Raw genomic sequence first — 18,407 nt, 5'->3', positions numbered from 1 at the left:
CACGAGCAATTTGCTCGTGTTTTTTGTTTAGGGAAAATAACAAAGGTTTCAATCGGCTTTTGTTCTTGATTGACCATGCGGCAGTCATTTTTTCTTTCAAAAGACTTTAGCGTATTTTTAAACCATGAAAAATTTTATCTTCCTTGTCTTCGTAGCTATTTTAATAAGTTGTCAAAATAAAGACGCCGATAATTATGTGGATGCCATTTATCAGAATGGTCACATTTATACCGTTAATAATGAGTTTTCTATGGCAACTGCTATGGCTGTAAAAGATGGTAAAATATTTGCTATAGGATCACAAGACGATATCGACGCTTTGAATTTAAAAGGAGATACCGTTATTGATCTTGCTGGACAGTTTGTCTATCCAGGATTAATCGATGCACACTGTCACTTTTATGGACTGGGACAACAATTACAACGTGTAGATTTAACTGGAACTAAAAGCTATCAAGAAGTTCTAAATAAAGTCCAAGAATTTCAAAAGTCAAATAACAAATCATTTATTATAGGCCGTGGGTGGGATCAAAATGATTGGGAAGTACAGGAGTTTCCAACGAATGCAGAACTCAATGAGTTATTTCCCAACACTCCAGTAGCATTGACAAGAGTGGATGGTCATGCAATGATTGTCAACGATTCTGGTTTGCGACTAGCTCAAATCGATACAAACACTTTATTTTCTGGGGGTGAGATCGAACAAAGAAATGGAAAACTTACTGGAATTCTAGTGGATAATCCTATGAGCCTGGTTGAAAATATGTTTCCTAAAGCTAGTGTTAAGGAAGATATAGAATCTTTAATGGATGCTCAGAAAATTAATTTTAGTTATGGGTTGACTACGGTAGATGATGCAGGTTTGAATAGGAATACTATTGAACTGATTGATAGTCTGCAACAAGCTGGAAATTTGAAGATTAAGATCTATGCAATGGTGAGCAACACACCTGAAAACCTTGATTATTACCTGGATCAAAAAGGTATAATCAAGACCGACAGATTAAATGTAAGGTCCGTAAAATTTTATGCAGATGGTGCCCTAGGTTCTCGAGGTGCTGCAATGAAAGAGCCTTATTCAGATAAATCGGTTCACTTTGGAGCGCTGTTAAGCTGTGTTGAAGATTTCAAGAAAACAGCAGAACGTATTGCGGCATCAGATTTTCAGATGAACACTCACGCCATTGGAGATAGTGCAAACGTGGTCGTTTTAAAAACGTATAGAGAATTGTTGAACGATCTACCTAACAGAAGGTGGAGGGTAGAGCACGCACAAATTATAAGTTCTGATGATTTTGAATATTTTGATAGAGATCGCATATTGCCGTCCGTTCAACCTACACATGCTACCAGTGACATGTATTGGGCACAAGATCGTGTAGGAGCAGAGCGTATCAAAGGAGCCTATGCTTATCAGAAATTATTGAACCAGTCTGGAATGGTTGCGTTAGGAACAGATTATCCAGTAGAACAAGTCAATCCGTTTTTGACTTTCTATGCTGCTGTAGCTCGACAAGATACAAGTGGTTTTCCAGAAGGTGGTTTTAATATGAAGGATGCGCTGTCTAGAGAAGATGCTTTACGAGGCATGACGATCTGGGGTGCATTTTCCAATTTTGAGGAAAACGAAAAGGGAAGTTTGGAAAAAGGAAAATCGGCTGATTTCATGATCTTGCAAGAAGATCTCATGAAAATGCCGATTCAAAATGTTCCTAATATAAAAGTGAAAGCTACTTATGTCAATGGCGAAAAGGTTTATTGAGACTTTTCTAGTTTTTTGATTTCTTCTGGAGTCGTGTGATCATGATCGAGTTTCCAGTCTAAATAACGATGTAGGTCAGAATCAATCCACCCTGTAACTATTGTAAGAACGGTAACATCATCAAGATAACCCAGTCCAGGAATAAAGTCTGGAATTAAGTCAATGGGACTTAATACGTATAACAAAGCACTTGCAATCGCGGCAATGGTAAACCAGGGTACAGCTGTATATATTCCTTTGCGATAATCTTTAATCATCATCATCATAACATCAAAAAGGTGGTAGTATTTCTTAAGCACCTTAATGCTGGACATGATAAAACCTATTTTACCTTCCTTTTTAATGACTTTGTCAACTTCTTCAGTCGTGGCATCATCTGCTTGTTGACGCACGTAATCTTCATCTGGAGTAAATATGTTTTTTAGGCTCATGTTGCAAAAATTTGATTGAAGTCCTTGAAAGATTTAAATTCTAGTGCGTTTCCACTGGGGTCCTTGAAGAACATTGTGGCCTGCTCACCGGGCAACCCCTCAAATCTTATGTAAGGCTCGATTATAAATTTGATGTTTTTGTTTTGTAACGCTTTCGCGAAAGCGTGGAATTTATCCCATTCTAACACCACACCAAAATGTGGTACTGGAACCGCTTTACCATCAACAGCATTAACTGCTTCTGGAGCTATGGCATCACTTATATGAATTACCAGCTGGTGACCGAAGAAATCAAAATCTACCCAGTGATCACTACTGCGTCCTTCCTTCATGCCTAGGGTGTCGCGGTAAAAGTCGCGTGTGGTTGTGATTTCCTTTACGGGAATCGCAAGATGAAATGGTGTTAAACTCATTCCATAAAAATATAAAAAAAGCCGCCCTGAATTAGAACGGCTTAGGTTAATGTTTTCTCATTTTTAAATAATACCGTCCACGATACCGTAGGCAACCGCTTCATCAGCTCCCATCCAGTAATCACGGTTAAAGTCTTTCATGACTTTTTCAAAAGACTGGCCACAGTTATCTGCAAGGATCTGCGCACTCAATTCTTTAGTCTTTAAAATCTCTTTGGCAGTAATTTCTAGATCTGCTCCAGTACCTCTGGCGCCACCACTAGGCTGATGTATCATTACACGACCATGCTTCTGGATGTAACGTTTCCCTTTATCACCACCAGAAAGTAAAATACTTCCCATGGAGGCAGCAAGACCACTACAAACCGTACTTATCGGGCTGTTGATCTGCTTCATGGTATCATATATAGAAAAGCCTGCAGTCACATAGCCACCTGGACTGTTGATTACAAATGTGATTTCTTCATTACTTATAGAGTCCAGATATAAAAGTCGGTCCACACAGTGTCTCGCCGTCTTTTCATCCACCATTCCCCATATGAACAACTTGCGCTGCTCGATGAATTTTTCATCAATTTTATCTTGGAGTTTTGTCAACTTACTCATTAAATTTTGTTTGGGTTAAAAATAAGAAAAACTGCAGTAGCTAAGTGTTGGATTGCTCTTAAATAGCGTCTGTCTTTTCAGCATATTCGCTTTTATAAATTTTTACCAGTAGTAAAAATAAACTGATTAGTAAAGGGCCAAAAATAAGTCCTATAAATCCAAATAACGGAACACCTACAACGACACCTAGAAGAGTAATCAATGGATGAATATCTGCCAGACGTTTCTGCACCACTAGGCGAAAAAGATTGTCAGTGGAACCTACCACCACAGTTCCATATATGAGAATACCAATAGCCGATTGTGTATCACCTTGAGCCAGTAATAGGATTACCACCGGTAAAATACCTATAGCAGTTCCCACAAATGGGATCATACTCCCAATAACGGTAATTCCAAACCAGAAAAACGGATTCTCAACACCAAAAATGAAATAACCTATTAGGGCCACGACTCCTTGTAGGATAGCAACTAAAGGAATTCCTATAGCATTTGATTTGACAAGGTTGATACTTTCTTTGCCTATCGTTTCCACATTTTCTTTTTTCATGGGGAGATAGTTTATACTGGCCTCTTGCCATATCTTTCGGTTGACAAGCATATAGTACAAAATAAAATACATCACACCTAAAGCAATAAAAATGGTTATGCTTGAGCTCGCGATATTACTGATTAAATAGGATAGGGTACTTTTAATCTGGTCACCATCAATTGTAGGTACCACGTCAAACCCCACGTAAGATTCAATCTGGGATATCTGAGTCTTGATCTGTGCTGTAATTTTATCACTGTTAGCAACGGCGCTTTTAATTTGTGAGGAGAACATGATGCCTATACCAGCGATGGGAAGTAAAATTCCTATGGTAGATAAAATCATTAATAAAGTGGCAGCAAGACCTGGTTTCCATTTGTAGCTCTCCAGTTTGCGCTGGGCGGGCACGAGAATAACATAAAGGGTGACTGCGGCAAGAACACCTCCTAAATAAGGAAGCATTTCTACAGTAATAAGTACAAACATTGCCGCTAAAAAAATAAGAACGAAAACTTGTCTTATAATGCGAGCTGGGATTTTATGAGCCATTCTAATTATTGCGTAACGCGTGAATTAATTCTTTTTTATTCATGGAAGAACGTCCATCAATACCTATGTCTTTAGCTTGATCATATAGTTCTTTTTTGGTGCGCTCTTCATACAGATCTGCTTTACCACCTTTCTCACCGCTATTCTCAGAATTTGCAATGCGAGCCGCTTTTTCCTGCGAATACCCTTTTTCTCTCAAGGCATCGTATTGATCCTCATTCTTTATGCTAGGTCGTCCCATGATTATTTTATTTTGAAAGATAAAACAATGGAAAGACATCTTTAATTATAAAAAAGCTAAGATTTGATCCACCACCTCTGGTGTATGTAAGCTGTGACCTCCAGTTTTAGACTCGTAAACCGTCGCATTTGGAGATTTTAAGGCAATCTGGTTAACGCTGTCAAAGGAGACGATAGCATCTTCTTTACTATGGATCAAAAGAACTGGACAGCTAATTTTAGAAACAAAATCCTCTGTACTGAAATCATTGATTTTAAACCCATAGGTTTGATCCAGCAAATCATCCAAGCTCCCGTAAACACGGTTTGTAAACCCGACCAGATTTTGATAATTTTTCATGATTACTTGCAGTGTGTTTGGACTTCCCAGTAACACAAGCTTCTCCAAAAAGTCATGAGGAGTTTCAGATTCCTGAAAACTAGTAGCCATAGCACCTACACTATGAGCCACAATAATTTCCGGCTGGTATAATTCTACAACCTTGCGTATTATCCGTGAATATTTAATAGCAGTAAACTCCGTGCCGTCAGAATTGCCATGAGCGGGCGCATCAATAGCTATGATATTGTAATTTCTTTGCAATAAGGGTTCAATCAAAAATTTCCATCGCCAGGCGTTTGATTCCCAACCATGCGCTAGAAATATGGTTTTTCCATTTCCTTTCCAGTGGTAGATTTGAATAAATCCCTCTTCTGTAATTAACTTTTGTTGGTGTGATGTGGAAAGAAACTCGTGTTGATATGGAAGAATCTTACCACTGCGAGGAACGCTGAAAACACGCATGGCAAGTGCCGCTCCTTTCTCTTTAGAAATTAGTGAAAGAGCATTAAAGTAAAAGCCGTACAATCGAGGTACGGCTTTATTAATTAATTTTTTGAACATGGGTTTACCAGCTTATAAATACAAACTCGGGTTTTGCAGTATCTGGAATCATGGTTTTATCGATAGGAGCAGCGATATCAAATTTTACTTCAGACGGTAAAACATCATTTTTAATGGTAAAATAGAAGTTCTCTTCATTTACCCATACCACAGCGCTATTGATCATATTATCAATACTCCCGATCTTATAAGCCTCATTTATAGTTTTGAAATCACTATTAATATTTACTCCCTTAGCCGTGGTAAATCGTTCATCCCGTACACGCACGTTTTCAATAGTAGACGTGCTGTCTTTTTTGTATGGTGTTAACGTTAACAAATGTTTTCCGCCTTTTTCAAAAATCTCAATCGCGTTCTGACCACTTGTGAATTCCGCATCATTGGAAGCCTTTACGATACTATCGTTTGCATAAAGACTGTCCAGTTGATAGACTTGAGTGTCTTTAGTCAGCATTCCTACGCGATCCTTATTCCATTCAAATGGATCTTGCTCGTCTTTACAACTAGCGAAAACGACAACGATAAGTACTAATAAAAATATTCTTTTCATGGGTGTGGTTAAAAATGTAAAATTACAATGACTACTAGGACTTAGCAATTTATAAAAGGTTTCTTTGGCTTTAAGATTTTTAAAACTGGCTCGCTTTCGCGAAAGTGAATTCGCGTGAAAAAATTCTGCTTCTATAAATTTTGTTCAAGAATAAAACTTATTGAATAGAACCTCAATGAATTGCAAGTATTAAGTCTCGCTTGAAAAAACAAAGTTTGATACTATCAATAATGAAGCGTTTATTTAAAGGCTTTACCTAAAATTCCCATCACGCCGCGTATAAACGTGGCACTTGTAAGTACTTTTATAATGGGGTTTTGTCGCGTGCTGGCTCTTCTGGAACTGGAACTACTGGTTTTAGCACGTTCTTTTTGCGCTTTTTCTTTTACCTCCTCTTCGTGGGCTTCTACTATTTTTTCTTGAAGCATTTCCTCAGCACTTTCTCGATTAATAGACTCATTGTATTTGTCCGTTAATTCAGAATCTGATATTAGATCGTCCAGCTCTCGCGCCGTTAAAATATCCATTCTGCTTTCTGGTGCTCTCAACATGGTTGCTGCAAGTGGGCTGGGTCTACCTTTTTCATCCAGTGCTGAAATCAGTGCTTCACCTATTCCTAATGATGTCAAAACCTCTGCAGTATCATAATAATCGCTGATGGGATAATTTTGAGCGGTCAGTTTTATAGCTTTCCGATCTTTAGCGGTAAAAGCTCTTAGGGCGTGTTGAATTTTTAAACCTAATTGACTGAGAACGCCTTCTGGAATATCACTAGGATTTTGAGTAACAAAGTAAATCCCGATACCTTTAGAGCGTATCAATTTGATGATGCTTTCAATCTGATTCAGTAAAGCTTTGCTGGCCTCATCAAAAATCAAATGCGCTTCATCAATAAATAGAACCAACTCTGGTTTGTCTGCATCTCCTTTTTCAGGAAACGAACTATAAATTTCTGCGAGAAGACTCAGCATAAATGTAGAGAATAACTTAGGACGGTCTTGGATATCTGTTAGCCTGATGACATTCACATAACCGTGACCATTCTTATCTTTTCGTACCAAATCCATAACCTCAAAACTGCGCTCACCGAAAAACAATTCTGCACCTTGCTGTTCTAGTTCTACGAGCTTGCGTAAAATCGCACCGGTAGATGAGGTTGAAATCCGTCCATATTCTGCTTGAAACTCTTCTTTGCCAGCACCAGTTGCATATTGCAGTACTTTTTTCAAATCGTTTAAGTCCAGCAAGGGCATTTTGTTATCGTCACAATATTTAAATATGACACTAATGATTCCCGCTTGAGTTTCCGTCACGTCCAGAATTCTGGAAAGCAGCACCGGGCCGAATTCGCTCACGGTCGCCCGCATTTTCACACCTGCTTGTTTAGAAATGGTAAGAATTTCCACCGGGCTGGCTCTTTTCTTAAAGTCCAATCCTATGGAAGCATGGCGCTCATCGATTTTAATGTGTCCTTCACTTGCCGCAGCAATTCCCGATAAATCACCTTTAATGTCCATTAATAGAGTAGGAACACCTTGCTGTGAAAGTTGCTCCGCAATAATTTGAAGGGTTTTTGTTTTACCAGTTCCCGTTGCACCAGCAATCAGACCGTGTCTGTTCATGGTTTTCAAAGGGATTTTTACATGTGATCCGGTAATGGTTTCTCCATCCAGCATAGCAGCTCCCATGATAATTGATTCTCCTTTGGGACTGTAACCTTCTATGATACTATTTTGAAAATCTTCTTTTCTGGACATGGTTTAGGATTTCAAACAAAAGTAAAAGAAAAAAGCACTTTTAGGAAATGAGCTGTAAATAGAGAGACCTGAGGAAAGAAAGAATCTTTAATACTTATTGTAATAAACAATAAACCGCCTAGTTTCATAGGGCTAAAGGTTCCACAGTACAATGGAAAGATTTATTTTTGCAGTCGCATGGAAAAGACGATACAAGACCAGGTAAATACAGGAACAATGTTGCCTCTAATGGAGGAATTCTACACTATTCAAGGGGAAGGATTTCATACGGGAACCGCTGCTTATTTTATAAGAGTGGGTGGTTGTGATGTGGGTTGCCACTGGTGTGATGTTAAGGAAAGCTGGAATGCAGAGACACATCCTCCTACACATATTGACCAGATTGTACAAAATGCAGACAAATGGAGTAAAACGATTGTTATAACAGGAGGTGAGCCACTTACCTGGAATATGGCGCCATTAACCCATAGCTTGAAGGAACGTGGGATGAAAGTGCATATTGAAACCAGCGGCGCTTATCCTATGTCCGGAGTTTGGGACTGGATTTGCCTTTCTCCCAAGAAGCTCAAAATGCCAGTTGCAGAAATCTATGATCGTGCTGATGAGTTGAAGATGATTATCTTTAATAAAAGTGACTTCGCTTTCGCGAAAGCGGAAGCAGCTAAAGTATCTTCAAACTGCACATTATTTTTACAGCCAGAATGGTCAGTGCGGGAGAAAATGATACCACTTATCACGGATTTTGTAATGGAGAATCCAGAATGGCGGGTTTCCTTGCAGACGCATAAGTATTTGAATATACCTTAAGGCAGGGCGACTTTAAATTTAACGCTGGCGATGCGATCATCCCAGCCCATAAATAGCGTTGCGCCTTCTAGCTCTTCACTAAAATTTATGGAAAAAGACTCTATGGTTTGAGGGGCTGGAAAGACATCCATCGCAGTTTTAAAAACAGTGTGGCTTTCCGTATAATCCATTCCAGACTGGGTAGTGTCACTATTAAGGATGAAAGTCCATTCTTCCTCTCCGGGCACCGTATAAATACTGTAAGTACCAGCAAATACCTTTTGATCCTCAATCATTACATCTTTATAAAATGTAACCTCTGTAGCTTCATTAGCACCAGTTCTCCAGACTTGATTGTAAGGAACTAAATCCCCAAAAATAATGCGGTCATTTTTGGAGGGACGGCTGTAAATGATCCGCGCCACGGCAGATTGATCTGCATCTCTATACATTACCACATCCAGCGGGCTTTTATCAAGATTTGAGAAGCCCAGGCTTTGAGCTGTCAGTATAGCAGAAATACTAAAAAGGACCAGGAAGATTTTGAAATTTTTCACGCGGGTTATTTTGAGGTATAACTGTGTTTTGTTTATTTTAGTATGGACGTCTTTGTAATATATTGTTAATAACTTAGGAGCTTATAAACAGCCCAAGCCACTGTAAACACTAATGGTTTGTTATATTTGTTTATTACGCAAAAACGCAGATTTTTACTAAAATTTTATGAGCGAGGATAAAAAAAATAGTTACGGTGCAGACCAGATACAAGCACTAGAAGGAATGGAGCATGTGCGCATGCGACCATCTATGTATATAGGTGACGTGGGAATACGTGGACTTCACCATTTAGTCTATGAGGTAGTGGATAATTCCATCGATGAAGCCATGACAGGAAACTGTGATAATATCGAGGTGGTTATCAATGAAGATAACAGTGTTACCGTGACTGATGATGGGCGTGGTATTCCTGTCGATATTCATAAGAAAGAAGGTGTTTCTGCATTACAAGTAGTAATGACTAAAATAGGCGCCGGTGGGAAGTTTGATAAAGATTCCTATAAAGTTTCCGGTGGTTTGCACGGTGTAGGTGTGAGTTGCGTAAATGCTCTTTCCCAGCATTTGAAGGCAACTGTTTACAGAGATGGTAAAATTTATGAGCAGGAATATGAATGTGGTAAAGCAATGTATCCTGTAAGAGAGGCAGGGGAAACAGATAAGCGTGGTACGGTAATTACTTTTTTACCAGACCGTTCCATTTTCCAGCAAACTGTAGAATACAATTATATAACTCTGGCAAATCGTATGCGGGAGCTTTCCTTTTTAAATAAAGGTATAAAAATGACCTTGACTGACCGACGGGTTAAGGATGAGGAAGGAAATGTTATTGAAGAAGTTTTTCAATCTGAAGAAGGATTGAAAGAATTTATACGCTTTCTAGATGATTCCCGCCACCCTATCATCGGTGATGTGATTTCAATGGAAGGAGAAAAGAATGATATTCCTGTAGAGGTAGCGATGATCTATAACGATAGTTATTCTGAAAATTTGCACTCTTATGTGAACAACATCAATACGCATGAAGGAGGAACGCATCTAGCAGGTTTCCGTCGCGGGCTGACAACTACCTTAAAAAAATATGCAGATGCATCTGGACTTCTAGATAAATTGAAGTTTGATATTGCCGGTGATGACTTTAGAGAAGGATTGACTGCAATTATATCTGTAAAGGTTCAAGAACCACAATTTGAGGGACAAACTAAAACGAAACTAGGTAACCGGGAGGTGACTAGTGCTGTTTCTCAAGCGGTATCTGCGATGCTTGAAGCATATCTAGAAGAACATCCTAATGATGCTAAAATAATCGTTCAAAAAGTTATTCTTGCGGCTACGGCCAGACATGCAGCTCGCAAAGCTCGCGAGATGGTGCAACGTAAAACCGTAATGAGTGGTGGTGGATTGCCAGGAAAATTATCAGATTGTTCTGAAACTGATCCTACCATTTGTGAAGTGTTTCTTGTTGAGGGAGACAGTGCAGGAGGAACGGCTAAGATGGGTAGAGATCGTAATTTTCAAGCCATTCTACCATTGCGAGGTAAGATCTTGAATGTGGAGAAAGCCATGCAACATAAGGTTTTTGAAAATGAAGAGATAAGGAATATTTACACCGCTTTAGGAGTAACTATAGGAACAGAGGAAGATTCAAAAGCCTTGAACCTGGATAAACTTAGATATCACAAAGTAGTCATCATGTGTGACGCGGATATTGATGGGTCGCACATTGCAACCTTGATTTTAACTTTCTTCTTTAGATACATGAGAGAACTGGTAGAACTGGGATATATTTATATCGCAACGCCGCCTTTATATCTTGTGAAAAAAGGGAACAAGAAACGTTATGCCTGGTCTAATAAAGAGCGTGATGAAATAAATGACGATTTTGGTGGGGCAGCAGCAATACAACGTTATAAAGGACTGGGTGAAATGAATGCAGACCAATTGTGGGATACCACAATGAATCCAGAATTCAGAACGCTACGTCAGGTAACGATCGACAGTTTGCCAGAGGCTGACCGGGTTTTCTCTATGTTAATGGGTGATGAGGTACCGCCACGTAGAGAATTTATAGAGAAGAATGCTATTTATGCAAATATTGACGCATAGATCAGACTGAAGTATATAATTATCCCGCTGCAATCTAATTGCAGCGGGATTTTTTTTACCGCTTAGTACAGCTTATAATGTCAATTTTGAATAGTAAATTATAATAAGTAATTGCTTTAAAATGAATTTAGTTTTGAATCTTTCAATTGGACTGAAGCAGTGCTACCAACAAAGTTTCTTTGTGTTATCTTAAATTTTATTTTTGGAAAAAATAATTCAATAAAGGATTAAAATGAAAAGGGAACATAGGAAAGAAAAGGTGCATTGGCTTTTGAAAAATTCACACTTGCTATTGTCTATTGCGATAGTTGTCCCTACAGCAATCATTTATGGATCACCAGCGATCCTTCCCGATCATTTGGATATAGAGGTCCAGTCCGTTGATCTGGCAAATATGTTGCGAGCTATCATGTGTTTATACCTAGGAATCTGTGGCGTTTGGATTGCAGGCGTTTGGAAATCTAGGTATTGGAAAATAGCAACACAGCTCAATATCTTATTTATGTTAACTCTTGCCACGGGACGCCTATTAAGTATAATTATCGATGGTATTCCTACTGGAGGCTATGTTTTTGGAATCATCGCTGAGGGTTTTATCGGACTGTTTTCTATATATCAGTTTAGAAAGTATGTTGTGCAGTCTTCAATTTTTTAAATGCGAGTTGTTTTGTTTTCTTATTTTTTTACAATCGGCCATTCGATAATCATAGTTCGTCGGAGTGACTTAAGAAAACTTTAGCGTCTATAGGGCTTAAAACGACTCATATCCTGAAAGATAAGGGTGCTAATTAAGCTGTTTTTTATTACTTTTATAGCGCGGAATATGGACTGTTTCGCTTTCGCGAAAGCGAAATTAATCCAACATAAAAAAATAACAGTTATGAAAGTTACCGTAGTAGGAGCAGGCGCAGTAGGTGCAAGTTGTGCAGAATATATTGCTATCAAGGATTTCGCTAGTGAGGTTGTATTGCTAGATATTAAAGAAGGCTTTGCAGAAGGTAAAGCAATGGACTTAATGCAAACCGCATCGCTCAATGGTTTTGACACTAAAATCACTGGTGTTACTAACGATTATTCTAAAACTGCGGGCAGTCATATCGCTGTCATTACTTCTGGAATTCCTCGCAAACCTGGAATGTCACGTGAAGAATTAATAGGTATAAATGCTGGTATAGTAAAATCAGTATCAGAAAGTATCGTCAAGGAATCACCAGATGTGGTGTTGATTGTAGTTTCAAACCCTATGGATACAATGACCTATCTCGCTCATAAAGCAACGGGTCTTCCTAAAAATAAAATTATAGGAATGGGTGGTGCACTTGATAGTGCTCGTTTCAAATACAGACTTGCTGAGGCTCTAGAAGCTCCTATTTCTGATGTTGACGGTATGGTAATAGGTGGTCATAGTGATACTGGAATGGTGCCCTTGACCAGACTTGCCACTCGCAATAGCGTGCCGGTAAGTGAATTTTTAAGCGAGGATCGATTGAATCAGGTAATGGAAGATACCAAAGTAGGTGGAGCAACGCTTACTAAATTATTAGGAACTAGTGCCTGGTATGCACCAGGAGCTGCAGTTTCAGGTTTAGTTCAAGCAATTGCCTGCGACCAGAAAAAAATGTTTCCATGTAGCGCTTTATTAGATGGTGAATATGGGCTATCTGATCTATGTATAGGAGTTCCTGTAATTCTGGGAGCAAACGGTATAGAAAAGATAGTCGAGATTGACCTGACAGATGCAGAGAAAGAGCATATGCATAAAAGTGCCGAGGGTGTAAAGGCTACTAATAAACTTTTATAATAGTTTACAAGAACATTGTAACAACCGTCTAGTCTAGCACTAGGCGGTTTTTTTGTGTTCTCTATTTTGAAAGATTAAATGATATTGATAGTAGGATATGAGGATGTGGATCATACGCTTTCGCGAAAGCGGAAACACATTAACTATTAAAATAAATTATTAACCGGCTGAATTACAGTAGGGTTGCGAAAGTAATTTTAATTGCCAGTAGAAACTCGAAAGCCTATATTTGCTCCTTCAAATTTTAACAACAATTAAAGATTTAGAGAATGCAAAATAAAGGACTGATCAGATTCTTCGCGATCATTTTTGCAGCAGTTTGTATCTACCAACTTACTTACACGATCATTACCAATAGTGTTGAGAATGATGCGGAAGCTTATGCTATAAGCATGGTAGATAAAGATGCTCCAAATGCACCAACACTGATTGAAGAAACCAGAAAAAGATATCTGGATTCTGTGTCAAATAAGGACATTTGGGGTGGTTACACAACCTATGCAAGCGCTAAGGATAATGAACTCAAAAAAGGTCTTGACCTTAAAGGTGGTATTAATGTGATTCTTCAAATTTCCATACGCGACCTATTAGTAGGTATGGCAGATGGATCTACTGATGGAGATTTCCGTACGGCACTGGATCGTGCAGATGAGCGCATCAAGGACGGTCAACAAGATTACTTTGACTACTTCATTGAAGAGTTTGAGGCAATTGATGGAGCACAACTTGCTTCCCCAGACATTTTTGCAAATCAAGAAATGGAAGGACGTATCAACTTTGATATGTCTAATAGCGATGTTGCTCCTGTTTTAAGAGAAGAGCTTCAATCTTATATGGTTAGTGCTTTTGACGTATTGAGAAAGCGGATTGATAAGTTTGGTACAACACAGCCTAACATTCAACAACTAGGAAGTTCTGGAAGAATTTTGATCGAGATGCCAGGAGAGAAAGACGTGAAACGAGTAAAACAATTACTTGTTGGAACGGCACTTTTGGAGTTTTGGCATGTATATAAAGCTAGTGATGTAGCGCCTTATCTAATGGCTGCGGATACCTATTGGGCAGAAAAAATCGCAAACGAGAAAAATCCTGCTGATATAGATTCTACTACCGTTGCGGTGGACACAGCAGTTGCCGTTCAACAGAATGACAACACCCTGGAAGATTTATTGAATAATAATTCTAATGAAGTTGAGGATGTAGCAGTTGCAGATCAGGACCAACTTGATAAAAACCCCATACTTTCCAGAGTACTTGCTCCAGGAAATGGTACAGGTCCGATCATTGCTACGTTTAGAGCCAGTGATCAAGAATTGATTCAAAAGTATTTGAATGATAAGCAAGCACGTGGGAAACTAAATCCTGAACAACGCTTTCTGAAATTTGCATGGGGACGTCCAGAATTGAATAATGAATTAGGTTACGAGTTAATTGACCTTTATGCATTGCGTGCAAATGCACAGGATGAAGCCCCTCTTTCTGGAGGTGTTATCACTAATGCAAAACAAGATTACGGCATTAATAATAATGTTATCGTGAGTATGTCCATGAATTCTGAAGGGTCCAAAATCTGGGAACAGATGACTACAGAAGCTTTCCAAAATCAAACTCAAGTTGCCGTTGTATTAGACAATACGGTATACAGTGCTCCTGGAATTAATGACGGTCCTATTACTGGTGGAAATAGTCAGATCTCTGGTAACTTTACCGTTGCCGATGCAGAAGATCTTGCTACGGTACTTAAAGCCGGAAAATTACCTGCAAAAGCAGAAATCATTCAAAGCGAAGTGATCGGGCCATCCTTAGGTCAAGAAGCAATTACTGCTGGACTTTGGTCTTTTGCAATTGCGTTATTACTAGTACTAGTATGGATGTTTTTCTATTACGGACGCGCCGGTTTATATGCTGACGTTGCCTTGCTAGTAAATATTTTATTCATATTCGGTGCGCTGGCGTCCTTTGGGGCGGTTTTGACCTTACCTGGAATTGCGGGTATTGTATTGACCATAGGTATTTCTGTAGATGCAAACGTTCTGATCTTTGAGAGGATCAAGGAAGAACTGGCCAAAGGAAAATCCCAAGCTGATAGTATTAAAGATGGTTTCAACAATGCTTTGAGTTCCATCCTTGATGCGAATATCACAACATTCTTAACCGCTGCGATCCTTTACATTTTTGGAACAGGACCTATTCAAGGTTTTGCAACTACATTGATGATCGGTATTTTAACATCGTTATTTACAGCGATTTTCATTACTAGATTGTTCATCGACCGTTACGGTAAAAAAGGTAAGTTCATTGATTTCACCACTGCAATTACTAAGAACTGGTTTACTAATGTGAATATTGATTTTCTTAAGAAAAGAAAAGGTGCGTACATTTTATCCGGTGTTTTAATTGTTGCCAGTTTAATATCATTAGCTACGTTCCAATTGAACTTAGGTATTGATTTCACAGGTGGACGTAAGTACACAGTTCGTTTTGAACAAGACATGAATGCGACCGAGGTTGCCAGCGTATTGAGCGATGATGCAGTTTTCGGAAGTGCAGAAGTGAAAACTTACGGTGCAGACAATCAACTTGCCATCAGTACCAAGTACGGTATTGAAATGGATGATAGTGAGGCCAGTGCAGATATTGAAGGTAAACTTTATAATTCATTGAAAGAATATCTTCCTGCAGACATGACCCAGCTAGAATTCGGTGATGTGAGTGTGGAAGGCAAGGAATATGGTATTATGTCTAATTTCCAGGTAGGTCCTACCATTGCAGATGATATTTTAACAGGATCTCTATATGCGATTTTCGGATCGTTGATCGTTGTGTTCCTTTATATATTGATACGATTCCGCAGATGGCAATTCTCATTAGGTGCTGTACTTGCGGTATTCCATGATGTTATTATCTTACTAGGTATTTTCTCAGCATGTTATCGATTCTTACCTTTCAATATGGAAATTGACCAAGCGTTTATTGCAGCGATCCTGACGGTAATTGGTTATTCCCTGAATGATACGGTAGTTGTATTTGATAGAATCAGAGAGTTCATTGCAGAGAAAACCAACTGGGATTTCGCTCGCACGGTTAACGGTGCCATCAACAGCACAATCTCTCGTACATTGAATACGTCGCTTACTACGTTGATCGTATTGCTTGCGATATTTACATTCGGTGGAGAATCTATTCGAGGATTTATGTTTGCATTGATCATAGGAGTTGTAGTAGGAACTTACTCATCAGTATTCATTGCAACGCCAATCATGTATGATACTTTGAGAAAGACAAAAGCAAGACCACGCAAATCGATTCCAGAAAAGGAAGTGGATTAGTGTGATCTAGATCTTAAATACAGAAACGCCTGAGTTAATACTCAGGCGTTTTTTTATGCATGAATTCTAATTAAAAAGTGAAATAAATTGTGTGTTCCGCTTTCGCAAAAGTGAATTAACTATTAGGTTTGCGGGAGTTTATGACAGTTTCAATAGGCCTTCTTGAAGAAAGTCAGAAGGAAGTCCTCGCGATTGAAGTTGAGCATGGTTAATAGATTTCAATGCATCCATAAAATGAGCAGTGATAGTAGGGAGAGCCAATTATAGTAGGCAAACACAAAATGAAAACAGCTAACCGGACAATATCGATACTTTTAATCTTGACTAATATCTACTTTTTGCTATTTAGTTATATTACTATCAAATCGTTAGATGATGCTTTTGAGAATGTACCCCTCATATTACCTATTTCACTTTCAATAAATCTGCTTCTTGTACCTGCCGGACTGACTTTCAAGAAACAATTTAATAGTAAGGTTGAACTATTGATCATAAACGCGTTTGGACTTCTATGGTCATTATTTTGGCTTTGTTTATTATTGACGATACCTAAAATGGAATAAACTTGATCGAACAAATAACCTTTTGACTTTAAACCGTATTAAAGCCACTGCTGGTTGAAGCGTCAAACTATTGTATAAGAATAATATAAGGAAACTATGAGTCAAAAACCCACGCGCAAGAGCATGAATGGTTCGCTGCGTATGTTATGTAGCAAATTTCAATACCAATTTCTAAAGCGATCTAGGAATTAATCTTGTGAGAATATAAGCACTAAATGTTTTGAGTCATTATTAGATAAAGATGAGGCTGGATGGTGTGAGCAGTGCAACTCTCTAAATTCCTTCAATAGCCTTACAATCTAAACTTCCCGTTTCAACCAGCTTTCCGGTCTAAACATGAGAACTAACCCTAAAATTATAAAAGGAATACTCAACATCTGACCCGTATTCAAACCAAAAATGAAATTCTCTCCACCTTCAACTTGTTTAATCTTCACAAACTCCACAAAGAATCTTATAACGAACAACAAAACAAAGAATAGGCCAAGTATGTAACCCACTTTTTGCTTCTTATCCGTTTTCCAATAGACCAACATCAAGATCACAAAAAGACAGGTGTAACCTAAAGCTTCATAAATCTGAGAAGGGTGACGCCAAGGAATGGAATCTAATAGACTCGCAAATTGAGGGTCACTCACCACAGCATCTATTGCCTTGTCTGTATCTCTTATTCCAGTAGAATACAAGGCATCCCTAACTGCAGGATCTGACGTGTCACGCACAAATTTAAACGCCCAGTCCACGTTTGTAATCTTACCAACGATCTCACTGTTCATCAAGTTGCCCAGACGAACAAACGCGCCACCTATAGCAGTAGGAATCACAATCCTATCCAGAATATAAAACATGTGTTTCTTCAAGTGCTTTTTACTATAGAAATACATGGCAATCATAATTCCTATTGCAGCACCATGACTCGCCATACCCGCAAAACCTGTCCATTCAAATGGGCTGATTCTAAATGGAAGGAATACGTGTAGGGGATCTGTAATAAATGTTTCTGGTTCGTAAAATAAATAATGACCTAATCGTGCACCTGCAAGACATCCCACAACGGTGTACATAAATAAAGGGTCTAGTTTATCAAGGTGGATACCATCCTTTTTAAAAATGGGCTTTATAATGTACCATCCTAAAACGAAAGCAATTACATAGGAAAGACTATAAAAATGTAAGGTAAAAAACCCTAATTCAATTCCTTCGAGCGGGTTCCAAATGACTTTAAGTGGTAACATGTAGGTTGTTTATTCAGTTGGCTAAATTAGCATTTAAATCAGCGATGGTGTTATGGTTGTTGGTCTTGGTATTTTTTCAAACGTTACGGGACTGGATCATATCCTTTTCCTCCCCATGGATGACAACTGACGATGCGTTTTATCCCTAACCAGCTTCCCTTAAAAAACCCGTACTTTTGCAATGCTTCAAGAGTATATTGAGAACATGTAGGGCTATACCTGCAAGTTGCGGGTGTGAATGGCGATATGGCATATCTATAGAATTGAACTAGCCAGATTAATGGGTATGCAGCCCAAGACGTATTCATT

The 18,407-nt window shown here is 38.7% G+C and carries 17 protein-coding genes; 6 read left to right on the top strand and 11 right to left on the bottom strand.

What is annotated here, in order from left to right:
• The first annotated feature begins 124 nt into the window (after positions 1–124).
• A complete protein-coding gene (locus IQ282_RS05505; RefSeq protein WP_194850847.1) occupies positions 125–1,762 on the top strand; it encodes an amidohydrolase in 1,638 nt (545 codons plus the stop codon).
• On the opposite strand, the gene IQ282_RS05500 is transcribed toward IQ282_RS05505, so the two are convergent.
• The 8 genes from IQ282_RS05500 to IQ282_RS05465 form a co-directional block, all read right to left on the bottom strand.
• Complete coding sequence (locus IQ282_RS05500; protein WP_194850846.1) at positions 1,756–2,193, bottom strand: YkvA family protein; 438 nt, start codon at positions 2,191–2,193, stop codon at positions 1,756–1,758. The two genes, IQ282_RS05505 and IQ282_RS05500, sit on opposite strands and share 7 nt — an antisense overlap.
• Positions 2,190–2,606: a VOC family protein gene (locus IQ282_RS05495; protein ID WP_194850845.1), complete on the bottom strand. Its 417-nt coding sequence runs from the start codon at positions 2,604–2,606 to the stop codon at positions 2,190–2,192. Before IQ282_RS05495 ends, IQ282_RS05500 begins: the two co-directional genes overlap by 4 nt.
• A 63-nt stretch (positions 2,607–2,669) precedes the next feature.
• A complete protein-coding gene (locus IQ282_RS05490) occupies positions 2,670–3,212 on the bottom strand; it encodes a ClpP family protease (RefSeq protein WP_194850844.1) in 543 nt (180 codons plus the stop codon).
• 58 nt (positions 3,213–3,270) lie between these two features.
• Positions 3,271–4,293: an AI-2E family transporter gene (locus tag IQ282_RS05485; RefSeq protein ID WP_194850843.1), complete on the bottom strand. Its 1,023-nt coding sequence runs from the start codon at positions 4,291–4,293 to the stop codon at positions 3,271–3,273.
• 1 nt (position 4,294) lies between these two features.
• Positions 4,295–4,534: a DUF7218 family protein gene (locus tag IQ282_RS05480; protein ID WP_194850842.1), complete on the bottom strand. Its 240-nt coding sequence runs from the start codon at positions 4,532–4,534 to the stop codon at positions 4,295–4,297.
• Between the two features lie 45 nt (positions 4,535–4,579).
• On the bottom strand, positions 4,580–5,416 hold the full coding sequence (locus IQ282_RS05475; RefSeq protein ID WP_228547231.1) for an alpha/beta hydrolase: 837 nt from the start codon (positions 5,414–5,416) through the stop codon (positions 4,580–4,582).
• 4 nt (positions 5,417–5,420) lie between these two features.
• The gene (locus IQ282_RS05470) at positions 5,421–5,966 is read right to left on the bottom strand and encodes a hypothetical protein (protein ID WP_194850841.1); all 546 of its coding nucleotides are present in this window, start codon (positions 5,964–5,966) and stop codon (positions 5,421–5,423) included.
• Between the two features lie 239 nt (positions 5,967–6,205).
• Complete coding sequence (locus IQ282_RS05465; RefSeq protein WP_194850840.1) at positions 6,206–7,723, bottom strand: helicase HerA-like domain-containing protein; 1,518 nt, start codon at positions 7,721–7,723, stop codon at positions 6,206–6,208.
• A 177-nt stretch (positions 7,724–7,900) separates the two neighbouring features.
• On the opposite strand from IQ282_RS05465, the gene IQ282_RS05460 reads away from it, so the two are divergent.
• Positions 7,901–8,530: a 7-carboxy-7-deazaguanine synthase QueE gene (locus tag IQ282_RS05460; protein ID WP_194850839.1), complete on the top strand. Its 630-nt coding sequence runs from the start codon at positions 7,901–7,903 to the stop codon at positions 8,528–8,530.
• Here IQ282_RS05460 and IQ282_RS05455 read toward each other — a convergent pair.
• On the bottom strand, positions 8,527–9,066 hold the full coding sequence (locus tag IQ282_RS05455; protein WP_194850838.1) for a DUF2911 domain-containing protein: 540 nt from the start codon (positions 9,064–9,066) through the stop codon (positions 8,527–8,529). The genes IQ282_RS05460 and IQ282_RS05455 overlap by 4 nt on opposite strands.
• Positions 9,067–9,232: 166 nt before the next feature.
• On the opposite strand from IQ282_RS05455, the gene gyrB reads away from it, so the two are divergent.
• The 4 genes from gyrB to secDF all read left to right on the top strand — a co-directional run bounded on the left by gyrB (position 9,233) and on the right by secDF (position 16,300).
• Positions 9,233–11,170: a DNA topoisomerase (ATP-hydrolyzing) subunit B gene (gene gyrB, locus IQ282_RS05450; protein WP_194850837.1), complete on the top strand. Its 1,938-nt coding sequence runs from the start codon at positions 9,233–9,235 to the stop codon at positions 11,168–11,170.
• 271 nt (positions 11,171–11,441) lie between these two features.
• Entirely contained in the window at positions 11,442–11,825 is a 384-nt protein-coding gene (locus IQ282_RS05445; RefSeq protein ID WP_194850836.1) for a DUF4345 domain-containing protein, read from the top strand.
• Between the two features lie 225 nt (positions 11,826–12,050).
• Positions 12,051–12,971, top strand: coding sequence for a malate dehydrogenase (gene mdh, locus IQ282_RS05440; RefSeq protein ID WP_194850835.1), 921 nt, complete (start codon positions 12,051–12,053; stop codon positions 12,969–12,971).
• Between the two features lie 269 nt (positions 12,972–13,240).
• A complete protein-coding gene (gene secDF, locus IQ282_RS05435; protein ID WP_194850834.1) occupies positions 13,241–16,300 on the top strand; it encodes a protein translocase subunit SecDF in 3,060 nt (1,019 codons plus the stop codon).
• Between the two features lie 862 nt (positions 16,301–17,162).
• Here secDF and lgt read toward each other — a convergent pair.
• Positions 17,163–18,098, bottom strand: coding sequence for a prolipoprotein diacylglyceryl transferase (gene lgt / locus IQ282_RS05430; RefSeq protein ID WP_194850833.1), 936 nt, complete (start codon positions 18,096–18,098; stop codon positions 17,163–17,165).
• An 83-nt stretch (positions 18,099–18,181) separates the two neighbouring features.
• Positions 18,182–18,406, bottom strand: coding sequence for a membrane protein insertion efficiency factor YidD (gene yidD / locus IQ282_RS05425; RefSeq protein WP_194850832.1), 225 nt, complete (start codon positions 18,404–18,406; stop codon positions 18,182–18,184).
• Position 18,407 lies beyond the last annotated feature (1 nt).

Origin of the sequence: Nonlabens antarcticus, assembly GCF_015356755.1 — a bacterium.
In the GTDB taxonomy this organism is placed as follows: domain Bacteria; phylum Bacteroidota; class Bacteroidia; order Flavobacteriales; family Flavobacteriaceae; genus Nonlabens; species Nonlabens antarcticus.
This window is presented reverse-complemented; position numbering and strand designations above follow the sequence as displayed.

Excerpts from the sequence above, each read along its gene's own strand:
- IQ282_RS05505 (WP_194850847.1), top strand. The coding sequence starts at position 125 with ATGAAAAATTTTATCTTCCTTGTCTTCGTAGCTATTTTAATAAGTTGT.
- IQ282_RS05500 (WP_194850846.1), bottom strand. The coding sequence starts at position 2,193 with ATGAGCCTAAAAAACATATTTACTCCAGATGAAGATTACGTGCGTCAA.
- IQ282_RS05495 (WP_194850845.1), bottom strand. The coding sequence starts at position 2,606 with ATGAGTTTAACACCATTTCATCTTGCGATTCCCGTAAAGGAAATCACA.
- IQ282_RS05490 (WP_194850844.1), bottom strand. The coding sequence starts at position 3,212 with ATGAGTAAGTTGACAAAACTCCAAGATAAAATTGATGAAAAATTCATC.
- IQ282_RS05485 (WP_194850843.1), bottom strand. The coding sequence starts at position 4,293 with ATGGCTCATAAAATCCCAGCTCGCATTATAAGACAAGTTTTCGTTCTT.
- IQ282_RS05480 (WP_194850842.1), bottom strand. The coding sequence starts at position 4,534 with ATGGGACGACCTAGCATAAAGAATGAGGATCAATACGATGCCTTGAGA.
- IQ282_RS05475 (WP_228547231.1), bottom strand. The coding sequence starts at position 5,416 with ATGTTCAAAAAATTAATTAATAAAGCCGTACCTCGATTGTACGGCTTT.
- IQ282_RS05470 (WP_194850841.1), bottom strand. The coding sequence starts at position 5,966 with ATGAAAAGAATATTTTTATTAGTACTTATCGTTGTCGTTTTCGCTAGT.
- IQ282_RS05465 (WP_194850840.1), bottom strand. The coding sequence starts at position 7,723 with ATGTCCAGAAAAGAAGATTTTCAAAATAGTATCATAGAAGGTTACAGT.
- IQ282_RS05460 (WP_194850839.1), top strand. The coding sequence starts at position 7,901 with ATGGAAAAGACGATACAAGACCAGGTAAATACAGGAACAATGTTGCCT.
- gyrB (WP_194850837.1), top strand. The coding sequence starts at position 9,233 with ATGAGCGAGGATAAAAAAAATAGTTACGGTGCAGACCAGATACAAGCA.
- mdh (WP_194850835.1), top strand. The coding sequence starts at position 12,051 with ATGAAAGTTACCGTAGTAGGAGCAGGCGCAGTAGGTGCAAGTTGTGCA.
- secDF (WP_194850834.1), top strand. The coding sequence starts at position 13,241 with ATGCAAAATAAAGGACTGATCAGATTCTTCGCGATCATTTTTGCAGCA.
- lgt (WP_194850833.1), bottom strand. The coding sequence starts at position 18,098 with ATGTTACCACTTAAAGTCATTTGGAACCCGCTCGAAGGAATTGAATTA.
- yidD (WP_194850832.1), bottom strand. The coding sequence starts at position 18,406 with ATGAATACGTCTTGGGCTGCATACCCATTAATCTGGCTAGTTCAATTC.